The 23,671-nt window shown below is 67.4% G+C and carries 23 protein-coding genes; 9 read left to right on the top strand and 14 right to left on the bottom strand.

The window, feature by feature from the left end:
* The first annotated feature begins 19 nt into the window (after positions 1-19).
* Positions 20-1,453 carry a four-carbon acid sugar kinase family protein gene (locus tag ACHAAJ_RS02520; protein ID WP_435726287.1) on the top strand — a complete coding sequence of 478 codons (1,434 nt, stop codon included), beginning with the start codon at positions 20-22 and terminating at the stop codon, positions 1,451-1,453.
* 12 nt (positions 1,454-1,465) lie between these two features.
* Positions 1,466-2,362, top strand: coding sequence for an NAD(P)-dependent oxidoreductase (locus tag ACHAAJ_RS02515; protein WP_435726286.1), 897 nt, complete (start codon positions 1,466-1,468; stop codon positions 2,360-2,362).
* A 16-nt stretch (positions 2,363-2,378) separates the two neighbouring features.
* Here ACHAAJ_RS02515 and ACHAAJ_RS02510 read toward each other — a convergent pair whose 3' ends face one another.
* From ACHAAJ_RS02510 to ACHAAJ_RS02500, 3 genes are read right to left on the bottom strand one after another with little or no spacing between them, the layout of a single operon-like run.
* Positions 2,379-3,638 carry an MFS transporter gene (locus ACHAAJ_RS02510; RefSeq protein WP_435726285.1) on the bottom strand — a complete coding sequence of 420 codons (1,260 nt, stop codon included), beginning with the start codon at positions 3,636-3,638 and terminating at the stop codon, positions 2,379-2,381.
* Between the two features lie 32 nt (positions 3,639-3,670).
* Entirely contained in the window at positions 3,671-4,039 is a 369-nt protein-coding gene (locus tag ACHAAJ_RS02505; RefSeq protein ID WP_435726284.1) for a type II toxin-antitoxin system death-on-curing family toxin, read from the bottom strand.
* On the bottom strand, positions 4,036-4,236 hold the full coding sequence (locus ACHAAJ_RS02500; protein WP_435726283.1) for a ribbon-helix-helix protein, CopG family: 201 nt from the start codon (positions 4,234-4,236) through the stop codon (positions 4,036-4,038). The genes ACHAAJ_RS02505 and ACHAAJ_RS02500 overlap by 4 nt, the downstream gene beginning before the upstream one ends.
* Before the next feature lie 89 nt (positions 4,237-4,325).
* Between ACHAAJ_RS02500 and ACHAAJ_RS02495 the strand changes: the two genes are divergently transcribed.
* On the top strand, positions 4,326-4,538 hold the full coding sequence (locus ACHAAJ_RS02495) for an IclR family transcriptional regulator domain-containing protein (RefSeq protein ID WP_435726587.1): 213 nt from the start codon (positions 4,326-4,328) through the stop codon (positions 4,536-4,538).
* Between the two features lie 214 nt (positions 4,539-4,752).
* On the top strand, positions 4,753-6,075 hold the full coding sequence (locus ACHAAJ_RS02490; protein ID WP_435726282.1) for a UDP-glucose dehydrogenase family protein: 1,323 nt from the start codon (positions 4,753-4,755) through the stop codon (positions 6,073-6,075).
* A gap of 21 nt (positions 6,076-6,096) precedes the next feature.
* On the opposite strand, the gene ACHAAJ_RS02485 is transcribed toward ACHAAJ_RS02490, so the two are convergent.
* The 5 genes from ACHAAJ_RS02485 to ACHAAJ_RS02465 all read right to left on the bottom strand — a co-directional run bounded on the left by ACHAAJ_RS02485 (position 6,097) and on the right by ACHAAJ_RS02465 (position 9,522).
* Positions 6,097-6,759: an SGNH/GDSL hydrolase family protein gene (locus ACHAAJ_RS02485; protein ID WP_435726281.1), complete on the bottom strand. Its 663-nt coding sequence runs from the start codon at positions 6,757-6,759 to the stop codon at positions 6,097-6,099.
* A 58-nt stretch (positions 6,760-6,817) separates the two neighbouring features.
* A complete protein-coding gene (locus ACHAAJ_RS02480) occupies positions 6,818-7,336 on the bottom strand; it encodes a cell wall-binding repeat-containing protein (RefSeq protein ID WP_435726280.1) in 519 nt (172 codons plus the stop codon).
* Positions 7,337-7,489: 153 nt separating this feature from the next.
* A complete protein-coding gene (gene tsaE / locus ACHAAJ_RS02475) occupies positions 7,490-8,083 on the bottom strand; it encodes a tRNA (adenosine(37)-N6)-threonylcarbamoyltransferase complex ATPase subunit type 1 TsaE (protein ID WP_435726279.1) in 594 nt (197 codons plus the stop codon).
* Positions 8,076-9,275, bottom strand: a complete 1,200-nt coding sequence (gene alr / locus ACHAAJ_RS02470; RefSeq protein ID WP_435726278.1) for an alanine racemase — start codon at positions 9,273-9,275, stop codon at positions 8,076-8,078. The genes tsaE and alr overlap by 8 nt, the downstream gene beginning before the upstream one ends.
* A gap of 91 nt (positions 9,276-9,366) precedes the next feature.
* Positions 9,367-9,522 (bottom strand): hypothetical protein, encoded by a 156-nt coding sequence (locus ACHAAJ_RS02465; RefSeq protein ID WP_435726277.1) that lies wholly within the window; start codon positions 9,520-9,522, stop codon positions 9,367-9,369.
* A gap of 189 nt (positions 9,523-9,711) precedes the next feature.
* On the opposite strand from ACHAAJ_RS02465, the gene ACHAAJ_RS02460 reads away from it, so the two are divergent.
* The 5 genes from ACHAAJ_RS02460 (at position 9,712) to ACHAAJ_RS02440 (ending at position 15,498) form a co-directional block, all read left to right on the top strand.
* Positions 9,712-10,686 (top strand): hypothetical protein, encoded by a 975-nt coding sequence (locus tag ACHAAJ_RS02460; RefSeq protein WP_435726276.1) that lies wholly within the window; start codon positions 9,712-9,714, stop codon positions 10,684-10,686.
* A 70-nt stretch (positions 10,687-10,756) separates the two neighbouring features.
* Complete coding sequence (locus ACHAAJ_RS02455; protein WP_435726275.1) at positions 10,757-12,064, top strand: DUF2254 domain-containing protein; 1,308 nt, start codon at positions 10,757-10,759, stop codon at positions 12,062-12,064.
* Positions 12,065-12,153: 89 nt separating this feature from the next.
* The gene (locus ACHAAJ_RS02450) at positions 12,154-13,305 is read left to right on the top strand and encodes a DUF998 domain-containing protein (RefSeq protein WP_435726274.1); all 1,152 of its coding nucleotides are present in this window, start codon (positions 12,154-12,156) and stop codon (positions 13,303-13,305) included.
* Between the two features lie 224 nt (positions 13,306-13,529).
* On the top strand, positions 13,530-13,961 hold the full coding sequence (locus tag ACHAAJ_RS02445) for a hypothetical protein (RefSeq protein WP_435726273.1): 432 nt from the start codon (positions 13,530-13,532) through the stop codon (positions 13,959-13,961).
* On the top strand, positions 13,954-15,498 hold the full coding sequence (locus ACHAAJ_RS02440) for a putative bifunctional diguanylate cyclase/phosphodiesterase (protein ID WP_435726272.1): 1,545 nt from the start codon (positions 13,954-13,956) through the stop codon (positions 15,496-15,498). Before ACHAAJ_RS02445 ends, ACHAAJ_RS02440 begins: the two co-directional genes overlap by 8 nt.
* A gap of 6 nt (positions 15,499-15,504) precedes the next feature.
* On the opposite strand, the gene ACHAAJ_RS02435 is transcribed toward ACHAAJ_RS02440, so the two are convergent.
* From ACHAAJ_RS02435 to ACHAAJ_RS02410, 6 genes are all read right to left on the bottom strand, one after another.
* Positions 15,505-17,550, bottom strand: coding sequence for a sensor histidine kinase (locus ACHAAJ_RS02435; RefSeq protein WP_435726271.1), 2,046 nt, complete (start codon positions 17,548-17,550; stop codon positions 15,505-15,507).
* A gap of 31 nt (positions 17,551-17,581) precedes the next feature.
* Positions 17,582-18,577, bottom strand: coding sequence for an LCP family protein (locus tag ACHAAJ_RS02430; protein ID WP_435726270.1), 996 nt, complete (start codon positions 18,575-18,577; stop codon positions 17,582-17,584).
* Between the two features lie 386 nt (positions 18,578-18,963).
* The gene (locus ACHAAJ_RS02425; protein ID WP_435726586.1) at positions 18,964-19,272 is read right to left on the bottom strand and encodes an acyltransferase; all 309 of its coding nucleotides are present in this window, start codon (positions 19,270-19,272) and stop codon (positions 18,964-18,966) included.
* A gap of 262 nt (positions 19,273-19,534) precedes the next feature.
* Entirely contained in the window at positions 19,535-20,815 is a 1,281-nt protein-coding gene (locus ACHAAJ_RS02420; protein ID WP_435726269.1) for a hypothetical protein, read from the bottom strand.
* A gap of 100 nt (positions 20,816-20,915) precedes the next feature.
* Positions 20,916-21,461 (bottom strand): hypothetical protein, encoded by a 546-nt coding sequence (locus ACHAAJ_RS02415; protein WP_435726268.1) that lies wholly within the window; start codon positions 21,459-21,461, stop codon positions 20,916-20,918.
* A gap of 804 nt (positions 21,462-22,265) precedes the next feature.
* Positions 22,266-23,522: a nucleotide sugar dehydrogenase gene (locus ACHAAJ_RS02410; protein WP_435726267.1), complete on the bottom strand. Its 1,257-nt coding sequence runs from the start codon at positions 23,520-23,522 to the stop codon at positions 22,266-22,268.
* Positions 23,523-23,671: the final 149 nt, after the last annotated feature.

Genomic DNA, 23,671 nt, shown 5'->3' with positions numbered 1-23,671 from the left:
CTAAACCCAAGGATTCAACGTGGCATCTCTTGCAGAACTTCTCGCGATCTACCCGCCCGCGCCGGACGTCTCCGCCGGGACCGTCCGCGCCGCCATGGCATCCGGCCCCCGCCGGGTGTTCGTGGTCCTGGACGACGACCCCACCGGGACGCAGTCCGTCGCCAACCTCCCGGTCCTGACCCATTGGGAAACCGCCGACCTGGCCTGGGGGCTGTCACAGGACGTCCCGGCCGTCTACGTGCTGACGAACACGCGCAGCCTGGACCCCGCTGCGGCGGCACAGCGCAACCGCGAGGTGGCCCGCGCCGCCCTCGCGGCCGCCGCGGAGGTCGGCGTCGCCGTCTCCTTCGTCTCCCGCAGCGACTCCACCCTGCGCGGGCACTTCCCGCTGGAGACGGACGTGCTGGGCCGCGAATTCACCGCGCACACCTCCCGTCCCGTGGACGGCGTGCTGCTGGCGTTCGCGTTCCCCGAGGCCGGCCGCGTCACGATCGGCGGCGTGCACTACTTCGTGCTCGACGGCGAGGCGGTGCCGGTCGCGGACACGGAGTTCGCCCGCGACGCCACCTTCGGCTACACGCATTCGGACCTGCCCGGGTATGTGGAGGAAAAGACCGGAGGCGCCGTCGCCGCCGCGGACGTCCTGGTCCTGGACCTGCACACCATCCGCTCCGGCGGCCCGGAGGCCATCGCGGAACTCCTCCTGGGCGCCAGCGACGCCGCGCCGATCGCGGTCGACCACGTCGTGGAGGAGGACCTGCGCCAGGTTGCCCTCGGCCTGGCCCTGGCGGAGGCGCGCGGGGGAACCTACCTCTTCCGCGCCGGTCCCCCGTTCGTCCGCGGCGTCATCGGCCAGGACCCGCACCCGCCGCTGGAGGCCGCGGAGATCTTCGGCGCCGGCGAGCCGGCCACGCGCGGCGGGCTGATCGTCGTCGGATCCCACGTCGGCGTCACCACCCGCCAGCTCAACCACCTCGGCACCAACCTCCCGGTGGCGCTCACCGCGGAGATCGACGTCGCCCGCGTCATCGACCCCGCGCGCGCCGAGGCGCACCTGACCGAACTTGTCCGGGACATCACGGCGGCGCTGACCCGCGGCAACGTGGTGGTCCACACCTCGCGCGAACTGGTTAAGACGGACGACGGCGACGAGTCCTTGGACATCTCGCGGCGCGTGTCCGCCGCCGTCGTCGACGTCGTCCAGCGCACCCTGGCGCACACTCCCCCGCGCTTCGTCATCGCCAAGGGCGGCATCACGTCCTCCGATGTCGCCGCGCACGGCCTCGAAATCCGCCACGCGATGGTCCGCGGCCCCATGCTGCCGGGCATCGTCTCCCTGTGGGAGCCCCAGGACGGGCCCGCCCGCGGCATCCCCTACATCGTCTTCGCCGGCAACGTGGGCGCGGATTCCTCCCTGACGGACGTCGCCGTCAAACTCTCGGCAACCGATTAAGGAGAGCCAACAGTGAGCTCCAACTACAGCATCGCCGTCCTCGGCCTCGGCGCCATGGGCCTGCCCATGGCCACGCGCCTGGCCTCCGGCCTGACCGTCCACGGCTTCGACATCGCCGCCGAGCGCATCGCGCTGGCCGCGGATGCCGGCATCGAGACGTTCAAGTCCGCCGCGGAGGCAGTCGACGGCGTCGACGCCGTGCTGCTGGCCGTGCGCAACGGCGAACAGCTCGAGGACGTCCTCTTCGGCGACGCCGGGATCGCCCCGTCGCTCAAGGACGGCGCCGTGGTCATCATGACCAGCACCGTCGGCGTCGCGGCCGTCACGGACGTCGCGGACCGCCTGCGCGCATCCGGCGTCGAACTCGTGGACGCCCCGCTCTCCGGCGGCCCGGTCCGCGCCGGCGAGGGCGACCTGCTGATCGTCGTCGGCGCCACCCCCGCCGCCCGCGCCAAGGCCGCCCCGGCGCTGGACCTGCTGGCCTCCACGCTGACCGTGGTGGGCGACAAGCCCGGGGACGGCCAGGCGCTGAAGACCGTGAACCAGCTGCTCTGCGGCATCCACATCGCCGCCGCCGGCGAGGCGCTCGCCCTCGCCGACGCCCTCGGCCTGGACCCGGCCGGAACGCTCGAGGCGCTGCAGTCCGGCGCGGCGGCGTCGTTCATGCTCGGCAACCGCGGCCCGCGCTCGCTGCAGGCGTACGACGGCGCCGGCGCCGAGGTCCTCAGCCGCCTGGACATCTTCGTCAAGGACATGGGCATCGTCACCACGGCCGCCCGCGAGGTGGGCCTGCCGACGCCGGTGGCCGCCGCCGCCGAACAGCTCTACCTGCAGGGCCAGGCCCTGGGCCTGGGCGCCGCCGACGATTCCGCCGTCATTCGCGTGGTCGCCCCGCGGCGCCGCAACTAGCCGCGACGAGCCGTATCTAGCCCCGGGCCTTCCGGGCGCGCCGCACCAGGTACACCGCGAGCAGCACGCAGCACGCGTAGGTCCCCGCGACCACCATCCAGCCGGCCGCGAACCCGCCGGTCGCGGCGATGGACGCTCCCATCAGCAGCGGGCCGATCGCGAATCCCGCGAAGAGGCCGGCCGTCACGATGCCGGACGCGGATCCCATGGAGGCGGCCGGGATGTTCCGCAGCAGCGCGGCCATGATGACCACGCTGACCCCCAGCGCGGAGATGCCGTGGAGCGCCACCGCGGTCCAGAGCAGGGCGGCGTGCCCGGTCGCGCCGGCCGCGAGGAACACCCCGGCGCCGGCGAGCGCGATCGAGCCGAGCGCCACGAGCAGCGCCCTGGCGGAGACGCCGCGGGACATGGCGCGGGCCCAGCCGACGCGCGCGACGACGCCGACCGCCCCGGCGGTCGCGGCCACGATCCCACCGAGGACCAGGCTGAAGCCCATCTCCCGCACCGCGAACAGCGGGAGGTAGATGTTGGTGGCCTGGACGCCGAGGCCGTTCAGGAACCCGAACGCGGCCAGCGCCCACACCAGGAACGGCTGCCGCGCGCGGGCGGCGCGCGCCGGCCCCGGGACCGGCGCAACGCTCGGAACCCCGGACGACGCCGGGGCGGCCGGTTCCGGCGGCGCATACGGTTCCAGCGGCCGCACCGTCGCGAGCTGCCGCAGCGTCACGACCAGCAGCGCCAGGGCGAGGACGGCGCCGGCGGCGGACGCCCCGCGCCAGCCGATCCACAGGGCCAGCGCGGGGAACGTCAGGCTGGCGGCGAGCTGGCTGGCCTGGACGCCGGACTGCTTGATCCCGGTCCAGCCGATGCGCTTGGCCGCGGGCACCCGCCGCAGCAGGATCCGGTTGGTCACGCCGTTGGGGAAGGACTGGGCCAGCCCGGCCAACGACGCCGCGATCAGCAACAGGAGGTAACCGCCGGGGACGGCCGCGGCCGCCAGCGCCAGGGCGGCCAGCGCGTAGACCGCCACCATCAGAAAGCGGTCCGATCTCCCGTCGGAGAACCGGCCCAGCGCGGCGTTGCCGAGCGCGCCGGCCGCGAAGCACGCGGTCGCCAGGAACCCGAACTCCACCTCGCTGATGCCCAGGTCCCGGATCACGAGTTCGCTGGTGGCGCTCAGCCCGTAGGTCAGCAGCGGGCCGATCCCCACGGCGCCGAGCAGCACCGCCAGCAGTCCCGGCCCGGCGGGCCTGCCTCCAGTCGTGCGTCCGTCCATGTCTCCAGAACCTAGCACCCGTTTGACGTCGCCTACCGTGGGACCATGTGCCGCGAGATCGAAGTCGCGGCATCCTTCACTTCAATGTGGCCCGCGGCAACACCAAGGACAAGAGCGAAACCTTCTTCGGTGGTGAAGTTGTGGCGGCAGCCGTTGATCCACAGCATCAAAGCCATGAGCGTCCATGCCGTCCGCTTGTTGCCGTCGATGAGCGGATGGAACCGGGGAATCGACTCAAGCAGGGCACCGGCCTTCACTGTCAGTTCCGGGTAGGCTTCCTCGCCGCGCACGCTGGTTGCCGGCCGGGCCAGTGCCGAAACGAGCAATCCGACGTCGCGGAGGTCGAACCCGTACCGCTCAATCACCTGCAGGGCGTCCGCAATGTCCGGGTACGCGGTCACGCGTCCTCAAGGCGTTTGAGTAGCGCGGCGTCATGGCCAGTGATGAAGTCCATTCCCTCGCCGATCTCGCGGCGCCGCGCGTGGCGCTGCAGAACCATCTCGGCACCTTGGAGTAGCAATGCCGACTTGGAGACATGCTCCTCGGCGGCAAGCTCGTCAAGGCGGCGATCAAGGTCTCTGGGAACACGCAGATTCATGGCGACATCCCATGGTACCAACCTGGTACCAGGCGTGGCCGAGGTATCTACTGAGTACGTGACGGCCCGAAGCTTCCAAAAGCCTTGTCATTCGATCCGATGTATATCTCGAGGAAAACGAGCCCGGCATCTGCTGCGTCGGTGCACCGGTGTTCGACCACACCGGCCGCGTGATCGCCGCCCTCAGCCTCTCCACGCCGACGTCGCGCTTCGACCGCGAAGCCATCGGGTCCCTCGGCGAGCGCGTGCGCGCCACGGCGGACGCCATCAGCCGCGCGATGGGGCACCGGCAGTCGGCCTAGGCGCCGGCCGCCCGGCCCGCGCCAGGGCGCGGGTGTTCCTACACGTGTCAGGATCATGACCCTTTCCCGCCGCCGTACTTTAGAGCTGGCAGTGCTACCGGCATAGAATCGACGCCGGGAGTTCACCCATCCCACGTCCGGCCATCACCGGGCGCAGATAGTGTTTCCCGGGGCCCCGCCGGCCCAGCCACAGAACCAAAGGATCAGAAACAGCATGTCCCCGAAGATTTCAGTGATCGGCACCGGCTACCTGGGCGCGACGCACGCGGCCTGCATGGCCGAATTGGGTTTCGACGTCGTGGGGCTGGACGTCGATCCCGTCAAGATCGCCCGGCTTTCCGAGGGCAAGCTCCCGTTCCACGAACCCGGCCTGCCGGAGCTTCTGGTCAAGCACGTCGCATCCGGCAAACTGCGCTTCACCACCTCCTACGAGGAGGTCGGCGCGTGGGCGGACGTCCACTTCATCGGCGTCGGCACACCGCAGCGCTCGGAGGACGGCGGCGCGGACCTGCGCTACGTGGACGCGGCCGTCACGAGCCTCGCCCGGCACATCACCAGGGACGCCCTCGTCGTGGGGAAGTCGACGGTTCCGGTCGGCACGGCCCGCCGGCTGAAGGATCTGCTGACCGAAAACGCGCAGCCGGGCGTGGACCTGGAACTCGCGTGGAACCCGGAGTTCCTGCGCGAGGGCTTCGCCGTCAAGGACACGCTGACCCCGGACCGCCTCGTGATTGGCGTCGAATCCGAGCGCGCGGAGGCGACGCTCCGCGAGGTCTACGCCTCGGCCATGGGGCGGGACACCCCGCTGGTGGTCACCGACTTCGAGACCGCCGAGCTGGTCAAGGTGGCCGCCAACGCGTTCCTGGCCACGAAGATCTCTTTCATCAACGCCTTCTCGGAGATCACCGAGACGGTCGGCGGCGACATCCGCACGCTGGCGGACGCCATCGGCTACGACGAGCGCATCGGCCGCAAGTTCCTCAACGCGGGCGTCGGCTTCGGCGGCGGCTGCCTGCCCAAGGACATCCGGGCGCTGCAGGCGCGGACCAGCGAGCTGGGCCTGCACCGCACCATGGGCTTCCTGGACGACATCGACGACATCAACCTCCGCCGCCGCGGCCGCGTGGTCACGCTGGCGCACCAGATCCTGGACAACTCGGTGGCCAACAAGCGGATCGCCGTGCTGGGCGTGGCCTTCAAGCCGGACAGCGACGACGTCCGCGACTCCCCCGCGCTGGACATCGCCGGCCAGCTCTACAACCAGGGCGCGGACGTGGTGGTGTACGACCCGGAGGCGAACGCCAACGCGAAGCGCCGCTTCCCCCGCCTGCTCTACGTCGGCTCCACCCAGGCGGCGACTGAGGGTGCCGAGCTGGTCCTGCTTCTGACGGAGTGGAAGGAGTTCCGCGCCTTGCAGCCGGACGATCTGGCTGGTGTGGCCGGAAGGCGAATCATCGACGGGCGCAACGTGCTGCCCCACGACGAGTGGGAAGACGCCGGCTGGACCGTGGCCGCGCTCGGCCGGAAGTTCCGCTAGCGGCGCCTCACCGGGGGCGTTTCACCGGGGCCGCAGGATCGCCTCGGCCAACGCCTCCCCCAACACCTTCGCCCCGGCCTCGGTCGGGTGGACGCCGTCGTAGGACATGCCGGGACGGAACCGTCCGCCGTCGCGCAGGCCGGCCGCGGCGTCGGTCCATTCCCAGCCGCGGTCGCGCACGAAGTCCTCGAGCCTTGCGTTGAAGTCCGCGTAGGCGTCGGGCGCGCCGGGTCCCGCGGTGCCGTCCACCGGCGGAACGGCCGAGACGACCACCCGCTCCGGGCCGGCCGCGGCGACGATCGAGGCGATGTTGGCCGCGGTCTTCGCGAACGGCACCCCGCGGGCCACGTCGTTGGTCCCGGCCAGCACCACCAGCACGTCGGCGTCCACGGGACGGACGTTCGCGGCCATCAGCGAGGTCGGTGCTCCCCAGCGCGCCCAGCCGCCGGCGAAGTCCAGGCCGGCGGCCTCCGCGTGCAGGATCCACGACTGCTCGCCGATCCGGCCGGCGGCGAAGTCCGGGCTGTCGGCCTCGGTCAGGGAGTCACCGACGGCGGCGAACGTGACGTTCTGCCCGGCGGGCGCCGGTCCGACCGCGCGCGTTCCGCCCCACACCACGACGACGGCGGCGAGCAGCAACACGGCAACGACGCCGGCCGCCATCCATCCCCGCTTGCCCGCCATCGCGCCTCCAGCCGTCCGCCTGCGTGGCCGCCATGCTACCGGACGGCGGGAATCCGGGTCAGCGCGCGGCCGCGTCCACCGCCTGCTCCACCATGGCGTCGCCGACGGACATGGTGCCGCCGAGGACAACGACCTTGCCCGGGTCCAGGCGCGCAAGCTCTGCCGCGACGGCCGCCGGGAGCGTCCCGCTGGCGGGGACGGTCAGGATGGGTCCGTCCACCGCGGGGCCCGCGGCCAGCGCGTCGATCCCGTTGCCGTTGGCCAAATACACGGCGGCGACGCCGGGCGCGAAGTGCGCCGCGCTGATCGCCGCCGCGGTCGCGTAGCGGTCGATTCCGGCGATGCGCTCCACCGCGAGCCGGGCCGGCGCTTCCGACGTGGGCGCGGCGGAGGTCGGCGCCGACGACGTCGGGGCGGAGGACGTCGGCGAGGCCGGCGCGGAGGTGCTCGTGGGGCAAGGCGCGGTCAGCCATCCGCCCCCGGAGTACACCTCGCAGGTGGTGTTGGCTTGCGCGGCTCCGGCCAGCGTCAGCGGGGCAACGGCGAGTAGTGCGAGGGCGGCGGCGATGCGGCGCATGATATCTCCTGCTTGGGGGTGGGGAAAGCGTGGCTTGGGGTGCCGATGTGTCTGCTGAGATCAAGGATAGGCCCGAAATCCCCGCGTAAACACGCCGCACGGGACGCAATCCCCGGCCACCCGTCCGCCCCACGCCCCGTCGCCGGGAAACCCCTAGTGGGAGCCAATAGCCCCTCGCGAAGAGTTTCCGGAACCATCCGGTCCCGTCCTAGAAGCCCCCGCGCCCACCCAGCGCGGTCCGAACGCGGCGATCCGCACCGTCCGGGGCTCGTCGGCGCCCGTGTCGTCGAAGTCGAACACCAGCTCTTCCCCGGCGTCGGCCCCGACGGCCCGCTCCAGCGAGACCTCCAGGCGCGATTCGGCCAGGTGCTCCACCTTGCCGCGGCCCCACTCCACCACCGTGACGGACGTGGCCAGCGTGGACTCCAGGTCGATGTCGTCCAGTTCGGCGGCGGTCGCGAGCCGGTAGGCGTCCACGTGCACCAGCTCCGGCCCGTCGGCGAGCGAGGGGTGGATGCGCACCAGCACGAACGTCGGGGAGATGATCCCCGGGCGCACGCCCAGTCCCATCCCCAGCCCCTGCGTGAACGTCGTCTTCCCGGCCCCGAGCTCGCCGCTGAGCACCAGCAGGTCGCCCGCCCGCAGCGCCGCGCCGAGCCGTGCGGCCAGCGCTTGGGTGGATTCGGCGTCGACGGCCGCCAGTTCCGCCGTCCACACCGGGGCCTCGGCCGCGGGGACCTCACTCACCGGCCTGGCCCCAGCTGCCCTCGATGTAGTGCCGCGGCACGCGCGGGGAGACGCGGGTGACGATCTCGTAGTTGATGGTCCCCGCGGCCTCGGCCCAGTCCGTCGCGGACGGGCCGTCGCCGCCGAACAGCACGGCCTCGGTCCCGACCAGCGTGTCGGCGTCGGCGTCCGGGCCCAGGTCCACGACGAACTGGTCCATGGCCACCCGGCCGCTGGTCCGCGCGATGTGCCCCGAGATCGCCACGGGGGCGTCCACGGCGGAGCGTGGGACGCCATCCGCGTAGCCGAGCGGGACCAGGGCCAGCACCCCGGCCGACGGCGTCCGGTACGTCAGCCCGTAGGAGACTCCCTGCCCGGCGGGCACGCGCTTGGCGTTGGCCACCCGGGCCATCAGCCGCATGGCCGGGCGCAGGTTCAGGTCCTCCGACGTCTGGTCGCGGAACGGGCTCAGCCCGTACATCCCCAGCCCAAGCCGCACCAGGTCGAAGTGCGCGTCGGGTCGGGACAGGATCGCGGGGGTGTTCGCGGCGTGCCGGACCTCGAGGTCGAACCCGGCGTTTTCGGCCAGCGCGACGGCGGAGCGGAACGCCTCGAGCTGCTCGTCTGTCTCGGGGCGGTCGGGCTCGTCCGCGACGGCCAGGTGCGTGAACACGCCGACGATGCGCAGCAGCCCGTCCTCCTGGTGGGCCATGGCGGCGTCGAGCAGGTCCTCCCACTTCTCCGGCGTGCAGCCGTTGCGGCCCAGGCCGGTGTCGATCTTGAGGTGGACGCGCGCGGGGCGCTCGGCGCTTTTGGCGGCCGCCGCGACGATGTCCAGTTCCCACCCGGAGACGCCGAGATCGATGTTGCGGGCGATGGCCGCGGCGAAGTCGGTGTCCGGCGTGTGCAGCCAGGCGAGTGCTGGCGCCTCGATGCCGGCGTCGCGGACGGCGAGCGCCTCGCTCACGTGGGCGAATCCGAGCCACGTGGCCCCGCCTTCGAGGGCGGCGCGGGCAACGGGCAGCGTACCGTGGCCGTAGGCGTCCGCCTTGAGCACGGCCATGACCCGGGCGGGTGCGGCGAGTTCGGCCACTTGGCGGACGTTGTGGCGGATCGCGGAGAGGTCGATCTCCGCGCGCTTTTCCCACCGCGGTGCGGCCTGTGGGTCGACGGGGAGTCCGACGTCGTTCGCTGGCTCGGTCTGTGAAGTCACCACACCATTCTTTCACCCGGCGCTAAGTCAAGCGGCCGCCATCCCGTGGGGATGGCGGCCGCCTCTAGCCGATGGTCGGCTGGTCCGTGGTCTAGTACGGCCAGTTGCCGGCGTCCGTGCTGGAGTACGGCCAGTTTCCGGCGGCGGTCGCGTCGGTGCTGTCGGCAACGACAGCTCCACCGATGGCCAGAGTCGCTGCTGCGGTGATGGCCAGCGCTGCGGCCGCCTTCATCATGTACTTCTTCATGGTTCCCCCTGGGCAAACGGTGTTGGTGGTCCGGGCCAATGTGGTGCGGGGTCCGGCCCGGAAGGATGCCCCGATGTGAGTATGGCACCTGTTGCCAATGATGCGGAAGTGGAACGAGGAAATAATACTGCGCGCTTTGACGCGGGTGGCTCGTGGGGTGGAGGAAGCCGGTGCCGCATACTTGTCAGTATGCTCCCGCACGCGTCCACACCCGACCTCCACGGCTACGAATCCGCCGTGCGCCGGGCAAAAGCCGCCGGGAACCGGTCGGTTACCCTCCAGTTCGCCCGCGGGGGCGTCGCGGCCGCTCGCAAGGCTGACAACGAGCGCGCGCTGTGGCAATTCACGTTCGAGGTCGCGGATGCCCATTTGGCGATGGACGCCTATGCCGAACTCCGTGAGGTGGCGGATGGGATGCTTTCCCTCCCCGCCGCCCGTCAGGATGCCGTGCTCCAGGTTCGCAGTCTGATATTGCGTTCGATCGCCGAACGGTGCCTCGGCCAGGAATCGGCGGCCATCGCCACGGCCGACGAGGCGCTGGCGCTGACCGGCGCGCTGCCGGGCCACGACGCGCTCCGCGCCGAGGTGCTCCAGACCCTCATCGCCGGGCTCGTGGAGGCGGACCGGGCACACGAGGCCTGGCGGCACCACATGGACTTGGCCTGCCTTCTGGAATCCATGGACAACCAGTCCGCCGGCAAGGGCTTCTGGACCCTGGGCAACGTGGCCTTCATGGTGGGAAGCGTCCAGGACGGGCTCAGCTACCACGCGCAGGCCGCGGAACTCTTGTCCCCTGCCAACGACATTCCCCTGTGGGCGAGATTCAACAAGGCGTCCGCCGACCTCCAGCTCCGCGCCGGAATCGCCATCGAACAGACGCGCGACTGCATCGAGAGGGCCAGCCTGGCCCACGAGGTCATGGATGCGACGGAAGTGGACCGCGTGGGGCTGGCGGTCACGAATGCCCGCTGGAACGTCGCCCGGGAGCGCCCCGAGGAGGCGGACCGGATCCTAGCGGACGCGCTGTCGGGGTTGGCGGACCCGAACGCCGCGCACTTGGTTCCCGCTTACCACCTGTGGGCCGAGGTCCTCGACACCGTAAGGCCCGACGACGCCCCGGCGAAACGTGCCACGGCGAACCGTATCCAGCGGCTCACCGGATAGTTTGGACGAACCCGCCGCCTGAGGAAAGCGAGATCCAGATGCATGCACCACGGCCGGGCCGGGCAGACCGGTGAGGGGCTCCTGGCTGCGGATCCGCGACGCCCTGCGGCACGAACTGTGGCCACTCCCCCTGCTTGCCGTGGCCGTCGGGATCGTTGCGGGCGTCCTCCTGCCGTGGCTCGACGGCATGCTGGGCGACCCCGCGGAACCATGGGCGACGCTCACCGTCGGCGGAGGCGCCGACGCCGCGCGTAGCCTCCTGACCACGATCGCCACCAGCATCATGACCGTCACGTCGCTGACCTTCTCCCTGACGGTGGTCACGCTCCAGCTGGCCAGCAGCCAGTACACGCCCCGCATGCTCCGGACGTTCTCCTCGGACCGCGTGGTCCACTGGACGCTGGCCGCTTTCCTCGGCACGTTCACATACGCCATCGTGGTCCTGCGCACCGTGCGGTCCCCGGACACGGGCGACGAATTCGTCCCACACCTCGCCGTGACCTTCGCCTTCGTCCTGGGGCTCGGCAGCATCGCCGCCCTGGTGCTGTTCCTGGCCCACCTCGCCCGCGAGATCCGCGCCGAAAACATCCTCGACCAGCTCCGGAAAAACGGCATCGCCGCCATCGAACGGCACTACCCGCCGGCCGGCTCCGGCGCCACGCGGAAGCTGCCGGACCAACCCAAGGTCCTCATCCGCTCGCACGGCAGCGGCTTCCTCACCTCGGTCGAGTTGGCCGAGGTCGCGGCGGTGGGAACCGAACTAGGCCGCACCATCCACTTCGTGGCCCAGCCCGGGGAATACGTGCTGGAGGGAACCACCCTCGCGGTCGCCGACGGGCCCGACCTGCCCGAGGAGGAGACGGCCCGGCTCGCATCACGGGTCAACGACTCGGTCCAGCTCGGCCCGGAACGCACCCAGCTGATGGACACCTCCCTCGCGCTCACCCAGCTGGCGGACGTCGCCGCCCGGGCGCTGTCCCCCGGCACCAACGATCCCACCACGGCGATCCACGCCATCCGCCACGCCTCGGCCGTCCTGGTCAGGGCGCTGCGCCGCGACTGCGGCCCCGTCTCCCGGATCGACGCCGAGTCCGGCACCGGCGCCACGCTGCCGCTCCCGGACTTCGCCGAGCTCCTGGACAAGACCTTCACCCCGGTGCGCACCTACGGCCAACAGGACCCCGAGATCGTCCGCGCACTGGCCGCCGCGGTGGGCGGCATCGCAGCCAACGACGCCGCCCACCGGCACGGCGCCACGCTCCTGGAGTTCCTCCGCAACCTCGAGGGCTCCGTCGACGCGGCATCGCTCATCGAACACGACCGGGCCAACGCGTTGGAAAGCATCGCACGGGCCCGCTCCCTCTGCACCGACGCGTAAAGGCTGACCGACCACCCCGGGGCCCCGTGGCACAATCGTGGCGGGGCCGCCGCCCGGCTCCCCACGTCAACGCGGAACAGGAAGGCATTGTGCAGCGACCCCCGGAGCACCGGCCGGAGACGCAGTCCCACGCCGTCGAAATAGAATCGCGCTCCATATGGGCCGCCGTCCTGACGGGCTCGGCCGCCATGGTCGTGGGACTGATCGCCTTCAACGGCTACCGGCCGCCGCTGGCCGGCGACGGATCCGTCGCCATCCACGCGTCCGTGGTCTGCGGCGCCGCGGCGGGACTCTCCTTCGTCGCCGGATACGTCCAGAACGTCCGCACCGTGCACCTGTGGCTGGGCGCCCGGCCCGTGGCGCGGCAGATGCTGGACGTCGCGGCCCTCCTGGTGGTCCACGCCTCGATCGCCGTGATGACCTCGCTTGTGCTGTTCCGGCTTTTCCAGCAGGCGTTCTTCGGCCTCACGGTGGACACGGTCGCGGGCTCCACGATGCTGGCCGTTTCCGCCGGGGTGGCCGGCTACTTCGCCTACACCTCGGGCGCGCGGATCACCGCGGCCACCCTGTCGGTCCTCCTCGCCGTGTTCATGGCCTCCGGCATGCTGATCAGCATGCTCCTCGCCGAGAACCCGCTCTGGTGGCACAGCATGTTCAGCGAGCTCGGCACCGGCCAGGCGGGCGTGACCTCCTTCTGGACCTTCAACACCACCATCACCACCTCCGGCGTCATCCTCACGACGCTGTCCTCCTTCATCACCCGCGACCTGCGCCGGTGGACCGAGCTGCTGGACGTCCGCGACGAACGCAACGGCCGCCCGCGGCGCCGGTTCCTGCGCCCCCGGCCCAACGTGGTCCGCGCCTGCCTCGTCGCCAGCGGCGCCTGCATGGCCGGGATCGGGCTCTTTCCCGTCAACACGTTCGAGCCGATCCACACCGGCTTCGTCCGCGTGCTGGCGCTCATCCTGGTGGTCCTCCTGCTCGGGGTTCCGCTCTGGCTCCCCGGCTTCCCGGGCGCGTTCTACCTGCTGAGCGTCATCGCCGTGGCCGCCCTCGCCGGCGCCGCCGTGCTCTGGCACCCGCTGCGCTACTACAACCTCACCGCGCTCGAGCTCGGCGCGGCCGGCATCGTCTTCGCCTGGCTGGTGGTCTTCATCCGGAACACCTCCGCGGTCGTCGAGGCCGCCGGCATGGAACACGCCGTGCCCGGCGACGTGCCCGGCGATCTGCCCGAACCCTGAATTCCAGTGACCCCAAACACATGCGTTTCACGATTCTGGTCTAGACTCGAATCACTTAAGGCTCATTGCCCACACAGGCGTTGAGGTCGTCTTTTCCGGGGGGAATTCCATGGATCACCAGGGGTCGGCAGGCGCTCAGGCCGGCGGCACGAAACGTGCTGGGAGGCACTTCGATGGGCATTGCTGAACTGGCCCCGCCAGCAGATGGCCGCGGGAGCGAAACCGTGACGAACAACGAAACCGTCAATCCACACAACGCGGTCCCCGCACCGCCGCGCGGTGCCGCGGACTGGGCCTCGAAATGCGCAACCCTGTGGAAACACCCGCAGAACGTCCTCGAGGTGGCCTTCGTGCCCGGCTGCGCCCTGAACTCCGCCCTGCTCCAGCAGGTGGCCCACGGCGCGGCGACCCTGTTCGAGCACGCGCCCGTTCACGTCCTGGTGGACATCTCCTCGCTGACGCGCGTCGATCCGCTCGCCGCCGAGGCCTTCCGGACCTTCGATTCCCTCGGCCGCGTGGCGATCCTCGGCTTCGGCCCGGCGGACCGCGTGCTGGCGCGTTTCTTCATGACGGCGACGTCGGAGAGCGCCACCGCCGAGATGCGGTACGTCGAGGAGCGCGCGGCCGCGTTCGAGTACCTCGGCGGTCATGGCTGACATTTCCCTGCCCCCGGAGGCCGACTCCCGGATCGAACGGATCGTCGCGGCCATCCTCGGCATCGCCGACGGCAAGTTCGAGACGGGCATGGAGCCCAGCGGCCGGCGGGACGAGATCGACGCCATCATCGTGGGCATCAACTCCATGGCCGCGGAGATCGCGCGCATCTACCGGGACCTGGACCAGCGCGTCGCCGAGCGCACCACGCTGCTGGAGGAGGCGCGGGACAAGATGCAGGTCCTCGCGTTCTCCGATCCCCTCACCGGCCTCGCCAACCGCTCCGCGCTGCTGCGCCAGCTGGAGCACGCCATGGACCGGCACCGCCGCGGCGAGCCCGCCCCGGTCCTGATGCTGCTGGACCTTGACGCGTTCAAGGACATCAACGACACCCACGGGCACTCCACGGGAGACGACGTGCTCTGCCTCGTCGCGGACCGCCTCCGCTCCGGCATGCGCGACGGCGACCTGATCGCCCGGCTCGGCGGCGACGAGTTCGCCGTCCTCCTCCCCCAAGGGGCCCCGCGCCCGCTGGAGCTGGGCCGCCGGCTCATCGCGCTGATCAACGCGGAGACCACCATCTCCGGCGTCCCCGTCTCCCCCGGCGCCAGCATGGGCATCGCGGAGGCCACCACGGCACACGACGCCGACATGCTGCTGCAGGAGGCGGACACGGCCATGTACGTGGCCAAGCAGCTCACCCGGGACAAGGTCCGGGAGTTCGAGCCGTTCATGCTCTACGAGCGCCAGCAGCGCGCGGTCCTGCTCACGGACCTCCGCGGCGCGCTGGGCACCGAGCAGATCTACCCGGTGTACCAGCCGATCGTGGACATCCCCACGGGCGCGTGGATCGGCGCCGAGGCGCTGGTCCGCTGGCGGCACCCCGAGCGCGGGGTGGTCATGCCCGGCCAGTTCCTGGAGTTGGCGGAGGAGGGCCGCCTGCTGCCGCGCCTGACCACGCAGATCCTCGAGGCCGCTCTGGGGGACCTCTCCGCGTGGCGCGAGCGCGGGCTCGTCGACGAGTCGTTCACGGTCCACATCAACGTCACCCCGGCCGAGCTGCACATGCTGGACTTCCCGGACCTGATCCGGGCCGCCCTGCGCCGCCACCGGATGCCCGCCACGTGCCTGGGCATCGAGATCACCGAACACAACATGCTCTCCGGCGACTCGCTGGACCGCTACTCCCTGCTGGCGCTCTCCCGCATGGGCGTGCACACCAACATCGACGACTTCGGCACCGGGTACTCCTCCATCAGCTACCTGAACAAGCTCCCGGTCGACGGCGTGAAGCTGGACCGCTCGATCATCGAGGGCATCCCGGCGGACGCCCGTCAGGTGGCCCTGGTGAACGCGGTGTCCGGGCTCATCACCGCGTGCGGGCTGGAGTGCATCGTGGAGGGCGTCGAGACCGCCGAGCAGCACGAGGCGCTGCTGCGCATGGGCTTCGCGAGCGCCCAGGGGTACTACTACTGCCGCCCCGTGCCGGCGACCGACCTCGAGCCCGCGCTCAAGGGACACCAGCGCCCGACGGCGTAGCGCGCCTCAGGCGGCGTCGTCGCCGTCGGGCTCCGCGGGCAGCGTGAACGCGAACACCGTCCCGTGCCCGTCGCCCCGGCGGGCGGAGATCGTGCCGCCGTGCGCCTCCACGATCCGCCGGCAGATCGCCAGGCCCAGTCCGTTGCCCTCGGCGCGGGACCAGCCGTTGGACGCGCGGCGGAACTCGGTGAAGATGTCCCCCAGCTCGGCCTCCGGGATGCCGATGCCGTTGTCGGCGACCTCGACGACCACCCACGCGCCGTCGTCGTCCGGGCGCGAGGACACGGTGATGCGCAGCGGTCGCCCGGCGTCGGCGTACTTCACGGCGTTGCCCAGCAGGTTCGCGAGCACCTGCTCCAGCCGCTTCCGGTCCGCGTACACCAGGTCCTCCGCGGTGATGTCCAGCTCCACGGTTCCCGAGCCGCGCCGCTCGGCGAGCGCCACGAGCGGTTCCCCGACCGCGTAGGCCAGCGCCCCGACGTCGATCACCGTGGGGTCCTGCTGGCCGTCCTTGGCGGAACTGTAGGCGAGCAGGTCCTTGATCAGCCGGTTCATCTTGGTGCTGGCGCTCTGCATGCTGGCCACGGCCCGCGTGCGCGCGGACTCATTGCCGCCCTCCTCCTCCAGGAGCTCCAGCCAGCCATCGAAGACGGTCAGCGGCGTCTTGAGGTCGTGGGCCACCACGGACGCGAAGCGGTTCAGCTGTTCGCGCTGCCGGTTGTCGTCGGTGACGTCGCGGACCACGGCCACCGCGCCGGGGCGGTCCCCGCGGGGCAGCTCCAGGGGGAACGCATCCACGCGCAGGCGGCGCAGGTCCCGTCCCCCCAGGTGCAGGGAGACCTCGTAGCCCAGCACGGTCTCCCCGCGCAGGGCGCGCGCCATGGGAAACTGCTCGCGGGTCAGCCGCTCCCCGGTGGCGGCGTAGACCTGCGCGTACCCGGATCCGTCGTCCGGGTCGGTGTCGAGGGCCGCCAGCATCTTCCGGGCCACGTCGTTCTGCAGCATGTATTCGCCGGATTCGTCCGCCACGAGGATCCCCTCGCTCATCCCTGAGAGGACCACGTCGCGCAGCTGCGCGGACTGCTGCGCCTCCTCCCCCGCGCGCTGGAGTTCGGCGAGCAGGCGCGTGGTCTCGTCGCGGTGGAGCGCCAGCAGCGCGGTGACCACGAAGGAGGCGAAGGCGTAGAGCTGCGCCACGTAGGCGGCGGTGGCGGGCGCCAGGCCGCTGAACGGCCCCCCGCCGAAGAGGGTGACGGTCAGGAGCAGGCCGCCGACCGTGAAGGCGTGCGCGTACGCCCACGGGCTCCGGAAGCGCATGGCGGCCCAGAAGCCGAACGGGAGGGTGATGAAGAACAGCGGGAGCCCAGCGTTGAGCACGTACCCCACCAGGCAGGCCACGGCGGTGGAAAGGGTCAGCGCCAGTGCCTCCAGGACGCGCGAGGACCGGGAGCGGACCGGCGCGTGCCATTGCAGGAAGTCGCGCCGCGCGTCCCCGGGCGTGCCCTCGGTCGCGGGCAGGAAGCTCCCCGGGGCCAGCAGCAGGCCGAAGCTGACCAGCATGGACATCCCGATGCCGTTGCGGATCAGCCATGCGGAGAACGCGACCAGCGGGTCGGCCCCGCCGACCAGCACGAGGGCGGCCGTCACCATCCCGGCGCCGACGGCGGCCGCGGCCACGGAGGCGGACAGGGTGACGAAGAACGAGCGGACGCCGGTGTCCCGGCCGGCCTGGACCCGCGTCATGAGCAGGTGGACGACGGCGGCCTGCACGGCGAGCGCCAGGCCGAACAGCGCGGCCCGCTGCGGCGGCAGGCCGGTCAGGTAGTTGAGGCTCCCGGAGACGGCGGCGATGCCGGCGAGGGCCCAGTAGCGGCCGGCCCGGCCACGGGCCGCCCAGAGGTACCAGAGGGCGCCGATCCCGGCTGCGGGCCAGATGAGGGCGAACCCGGTGCCCTCCAGCGTGGTGGAGCGCCCCAGCAGGACGCTGGCCGCGAGCGCCACGGCGAAGCCGAGGTGCGGCCAGACCGCCCCCGTTCCCCCCGTGGTGCTCATCACTAAGTGAACATTACCCGCCCGCGCTCGGCTACGGCCCGTTGGACTCCACATATCCGGCGACCTCGTCCGTAGAGAGCGCCTCCCCGAGGTCGTTGATCGCGGCGATGTCCGGCAGGACGATCGACTGCCCGTCGGCGGAGCGGCCGACCCCCTCGGTGGGGAGGGCGAAGAAGTGCACGTCGTCCTGGCGCAGGCTGGACATGCCGACCCCGAGCCGGCCCAGGGTGACGGCGTTCAAGGAATCGTCGACGCCGACGTAGGGCGAGAGCTCGTCGACCACGGAGGCGACGCGTCCGGGGTTGGTGAGGGTGTCCCGCGCCAGGAGCTTGCCCATGACCGCGTCGAGGAACAGCTGCTGGTTCTTAACGCGCTGGTAGTCGCCGTCCTCGAAGGCATAGCGTTCGCGGACGAATGTCAGGGCCGTTTCCCCGTCCATGTGCATCGGACCGGCCGTGAAACTGATCCCCTTATGCTCGAAGGCGATGGGGACGTCGATGTCGACGCCGCCAAGCGTGTTCGTCAGACCCTTGAAGCCCTCCATGTCCACGGACGCGACATGGTCGATGCGCGTGTCCAGCATCGTTTCGATGGTCTGCACCGTGAGCGGGACCCCGCCGAACGAATAGGCCGCGTTGAGCTTGCGCTCCCCTCGGCCGGGGATGTCCACCCAGGTATCCCGCATCATGGACGTAATGTAGACGCCCTCGCGGTCACCGGGGATGTGAACGAGCATCATGGTGTCCGAGCGCCCCGCGTTGGGGACGCCGGCCAGGTTCTCAGTCTCCCCGGAGCCCTCGCCCGAATCGCTGCCGAGCAGGAGGATGTTGACCGCGTCCTCCGCCTTGTTCTTCACCTCGGGGCGCGCAGACTCGGCGGGGAATGCCTCGGTGATTTTCTCCGACTTCGCGTCGAAGTTTCTGGTGAGTGAAAACACATAGGTGCCCGCGATCATCCCCGCAACGAGCACGAGCACGACCAAGGTCAGGATTGTGGCCCGCACTGTGCGCTTGTCTTGCGGCTCCATTTGTAACTCCGATCTCCGCTATAGATTGATCGATCCACAGCAAGGATTGGTCGCATCATAAAACTGCAGCCTCGGCCAACGACTCGACATTGTTCTTCGGGATAGTCAACCTTGGTGGTTCGTAAGTGCTGGTTTCTCCTGTAGCTAGGATGCGGTCCAATTCGCTGGCTCCGAACCCTGTCACAAAGTCTGCCTGTGCTTAGCAGGGCTCAGACAACACCAGCATGAAGAACTGATTTCGAGTTCACTAGGGGCTTAATACTCATCAGTCCGCTTTACTCGCCGAGCCGTGCTCCGTGGGCTGGCGCATAATAACAACCAAGAGTTTCGTGCCACATCAGACTCCCCATGAGCCACTGAAGTAAGCCAATTGCAAATACTGGCAACTAATAGCGCGCCTTTACGACCGAGGCAGGCACACCAGCAACTATTGTTCCCGGTGCCACATCTTTAGTTACCACGGCGCCCGCAGCGATTATGGCACCAGTTCCGATTGAGACGCCTGCTAAGATTCTCACCCCAGCCCCTATCCAGACATCGTTGCCTACGGACACTGGCGCTAAACTCACCGCCTGATCCCGAATCGGTATGCCGACTGAGGACCAATTGTGATTAGTCGTTAGGATCGAAGTCGAATGCGCGATTGAAACGTCGTTGCCTATCTCGAGGCCGCCAGTCGCGTCAATATAGCACATCGGATGGATGCTCACCCGGTGCCCAACCTTCATATTTTCTACACCATGAAGGTGGACGCCGCCTTTTATATCAACTATGCGTCCGCAAGAAACTGCGCACTGTCGTAGACCCAAATAACGCACAACGCGAGAGAGTCGGCCGTTCGAATAGCGCACCACATGGGGAAGGCGACGCACGAGCGGCTGAGGCAGATGCGCCACGCACCGTTCTGCGAATCCGATTAGTTTTTCTGCCTTTCTGAAGGTGTCACGTCCACGGCTATTAGGTGTCTCGGATCTGATGACTGCTCCTAGGGGCTTTGATGCCTGATCCCTTGCGATTACTCCGCGCCGTTAGCAATGAGGCCAAACCTGCGATCGCCAGCGGCGCTAGAACCATAGTAGGCATCATCCTAAAGCGAGTCACAATGCCGTAGTTGCCCGCTGTCATGGCGACCATCATGACAAGCACCAAAGCAACAAATCCAAGAATCGCCACCACCTGCACCGCGTCGTTACGGCGCGACCCACGCGATCGCGGAATACGATATCGCAACGTCAGAACTAGGACTACCAGCCAGACTACAAGTCCAAGAACGGACAAAATCATGCCCCCGCTGGCATTCCATTCCCACGGGAACGGACCACCGATCGCCCTAGCAAGTAGTTCCAGATATAAACTTGTCCCACTCGTCGAATTCAAGGCTATAGCCGTTGACGCGTCACGTGCCAGGCTCTCGTTTTGACCAGTTATCTCGTCCCCAGAGATGGCGAATCGCTCGTTCATATACGCCCAGACGGGCATCAGGCCGCCTACGGCCACCAGAGTAAACACAAACCTGAACGCCCTTCTCCAAGACGAGCGCGGCCAAGCAAAAAGTACCCCTGCTACAAGTGCCAGTCCTACCCCAGTCCCGACTGTGTCCCTGAACCAATAGAGCAACGCTACGGACAGTCCTGTCATCCACAGATGTCGTAGGCGGTGTTCGAGGCAGGCGCGCATCGCCCCGTGGACGGCAGCGAGAATCAGGAACCAACAAATAACTTCGCGCAGCACAGTCGGAACCCAGAAAACAACCACCGGTGAAGCAGAGATAAAGGCAAGCGTCATTATGGTCGCCCTGCGAGCGTGGGTTCCCACAGCGACTGCAGGAATCATTGGCTTCGATAGCTTCATAATAAGAACTTGCAGCCACGCGAACAGCCATACGTTGAGAAGTATTGGCACCAGCGGTGTCGGTCCTGCGACGTAGTAGAGGCATCCAAGAAGCCAGACATATCCGTCCTTACCGCCAAAATCGCCGAGCGTAGTCGTCAACGATCCATTGAGGTATGACAAAGCCTCAACGCCGCGGAGGTGCCACACGAGTTCGTCATCATCGAGCTGGAACCCATTAGCGACCTTTACCAATATCCAAACCCATGATGATATGAGCGCTACGACAATGGGAATGCCTACCTTCGACCCAAATTTATTTGACGCAAAATACCACGTCAGAATCTGAAGGAATATAAGGATAAGTGCCGTGCAAACGCCCTGAAACGTCCAAAGTCCTTGTGTCATTAGAACATCGCTAGACACTATGCATCACATACGTCTCTCTGAGTGGATCATTTCAAAACTCGCTTCCAATCAATTTCGTCACACCCACATGTAGTTGTCTTCATCGCATTCGAACAGCAAACGTCCAGATGACGGCAGCAACACATATAGCAACCGCACCCGCCAAAAGCGCGGCAAACAGACCGAAGCTCAACGCTGCGAGGACAGGTAACAAGCCCATAGAGACGGTCTGTAGCACGCGAGCACGGAGGATCCTATGCCCCTCAAGGGAGATTCGGCCGATCGCCGAATAAACATGCAATAGCAATGTACCGCCCACAAATAGGCCGACGATCGGCGCGAACTGCGCTAACTCAGAGAGCGTTCCAACGCGCAAATCTTCACTTGCGACGATACCTAGAAGTAGCCAAACCAGGCTGGCGACCGCCACGCAAACCGCAACAACAAGTCCAACATAAACGCCCACTAAACTATCTACCGCTGCCCGTCGCGCGAAAAGTGGGCGCAGCGGCGCGATCAGCAGACGAATCGGGGCCGCTGCGTTAGACATAGCTCGATAAATGCCGAATCCCGATATGCCAAGTATGGGCGCGAGCAGCAGTTGCGCTCCGACCCCGCCGAGGTCCGTAATTGCGGAGTCGATCACCAGTATTCGCACATCCTTCCCAAAAGAGACTCTCCATAGCCTTATGGATCCAGTCGTTAGTCGCGGGATTCGTGCATCCAAAAGTGTTGACGCAAGCATCGCGAGAGCCCAAACAACGACAACGTCGCTCAGTGCAACTTGACCACCGTCGGAGAGCATGAGAACGAGTCCCATCGCTGCTGCGCCGACTCCCGTGACATCCCCTACGAGGGCTCTGGCAGTGTGACGCTCCATCACGAGTTTGTACCTGGCACCTACCCGATAGGTAGCGGCTCCACAGCCAAGTGCTGCCCATCCACCAAGGTCGCTCATCCCAGGTGTGATGACAGTCGATAGGGCGCCCACGACTGCTGCTGTCAGTGCCGTAAGCCAAAGTAGCGAGTAATATGCCCTCGACACTTCGCGCTTCTCACGCTCACTGGCGTCGCCGCGCGCCCAAGGCTCAGACACTACGGAGAGTGTCAATGCACTTCCAATGCCGAACATCAACAGCAAAACGGAGAATGCACCGAAGGCACCAGGCGCGAGCAAGAGCATAGCTATGAGTGGAATCCCGCTGTGCAACAACATGTTGCTCAGGAGGCCCGCAACGGTCGAAATCCGTGGTCCCATATTGTCCGTAATTCGTCTCATTTTGACGCTACCCGGCGAATAGAACAGTGCTCCCCCGCATCCCAATACAATGCGAATACCACCGACCGGACGGATCTCGCCTCTCCTACCAAAGTGTGTGGTGTCCCTTCTTAGGTGGAGTCGGTATTGTCCTTGCCGCTCACACGTATCTCTAAAACGACGAAGATTAGATTACAACCGCTCGATATTCTCGCCCTGTAGACGATTGCGTGTATCCAGCAATGGCACGGTAGATCCAGAGAACTTTTCTAGATCGAAGTCATCGTGGTCCGTCAGCAAAATGGCCACGTCAAAAGCCTCGCTGTTTACATCACTACTGATCCGAGTCACGCCCGAAGGCCACCGGTGGCCTTCAACATGATTGTCAACAGCGCTCAATCTGGCGCCGGCATCCCTGAGCAGGTCGATGAGACGGAGTGATGGCGACTCCCGTATGTCGCCAGTATTCTTTTTGTATGCAAGCCCGATGAGCAACACGTTTGAACCATTCAGGGGTTTCCTTCGCTTGTTCAGCAGGTTCGAAAGTCGCTGGACGACATAGTCCGGCATGTGATCATTAATATCATTCGCCAACTCGACAAAACGAAAATTCTGGCCCAGTTTTCGACGTACCTGCCACGAAAGATACGACGGATCGACAGGAAGACAATGTCCGCCCACTCCAGGGCCGGGTGTGAATTTCATAAATCCGAACGGCTTGGTAGCAGCCGCATCAATTGCTTCCCAGACGTTAACGCCTAGTTGATTGGCGAATAGGGCCAATTCGTTAACCAAGGCGATATTGACATGCCGGAATGTGTTTTCGAGCAGCTTCGTCAATTCCGCTTCCTTCGGAGAGCTCACCGGAACGACTTCGTTTACGAGCTCTGCGTAGAAAGTTGAAATCACGCGAAGCGAGTTCTGATCAATGCCTGAAACCACTTTCGGAGTCTCCACAAAACCCCAAGTCTTGTTTCCTGGATCAATCCTTTCCGGGCTGTATCCGACATGGAAGTCGCGCCCAGCAACTAAGCCGGAAGCGTTCTCTAAAATTGGAACGAGTAGTTCTTGAGTCGTTCCCGGATACGTTGTCGATTCGAGCACGACAGTGGCTCCCTGAGTCAGTCGCTCACCGAGCGTACGGGCAGCGCTCTCTATGAACGAAAGGTCGGGAATACTTTCTCTCAACGGCGTTGGAACCGTAATGACAGCAAACCCGAATGATGCTGCGGCATCATAGTCGGATGTCACTTCATAGCGACCCGAGGAAATGGCACTTTTCAATTTGTCATTGGAAATATCATCGACAAAAGAAATGCCGGAGCGCAGGCTCTCGACTCGCCGCTCATCCAGATCGATTCCCACTACGTTATGCCCGACTTCGACAGCGCGCATTGCCACCGGAAGGCCAACGTACCCTTGTCCAACAATGACGGTTTTACGGGGCATGGACATGGCTTAAGTGCCTCCAGTTTTCTTCTAGAAATTACTGCACGATTTTTGTTATTTCTGGGACCTTGAGATAGCGGACCGAATGCTCTTCGGTACTCGACAGCGGTCGCCTCGGCCGAGGACCACTGGCGATGACGCGAGCAGCG

It is taken from the genome of Arthrobacter arnarulunnguaqae (genome assembly GCF_051262515.1).
Taxonomy (GTDB): Bacteria; Actinomycetota; Actinomycetes; order Actinomycetales; family Micrococcaceae; genus Arthrobacter_N.
Note: the sequence above shows the minus strand (reverse complement) of the source record. Positions and strands in the feature narration are given on the sequence as shown.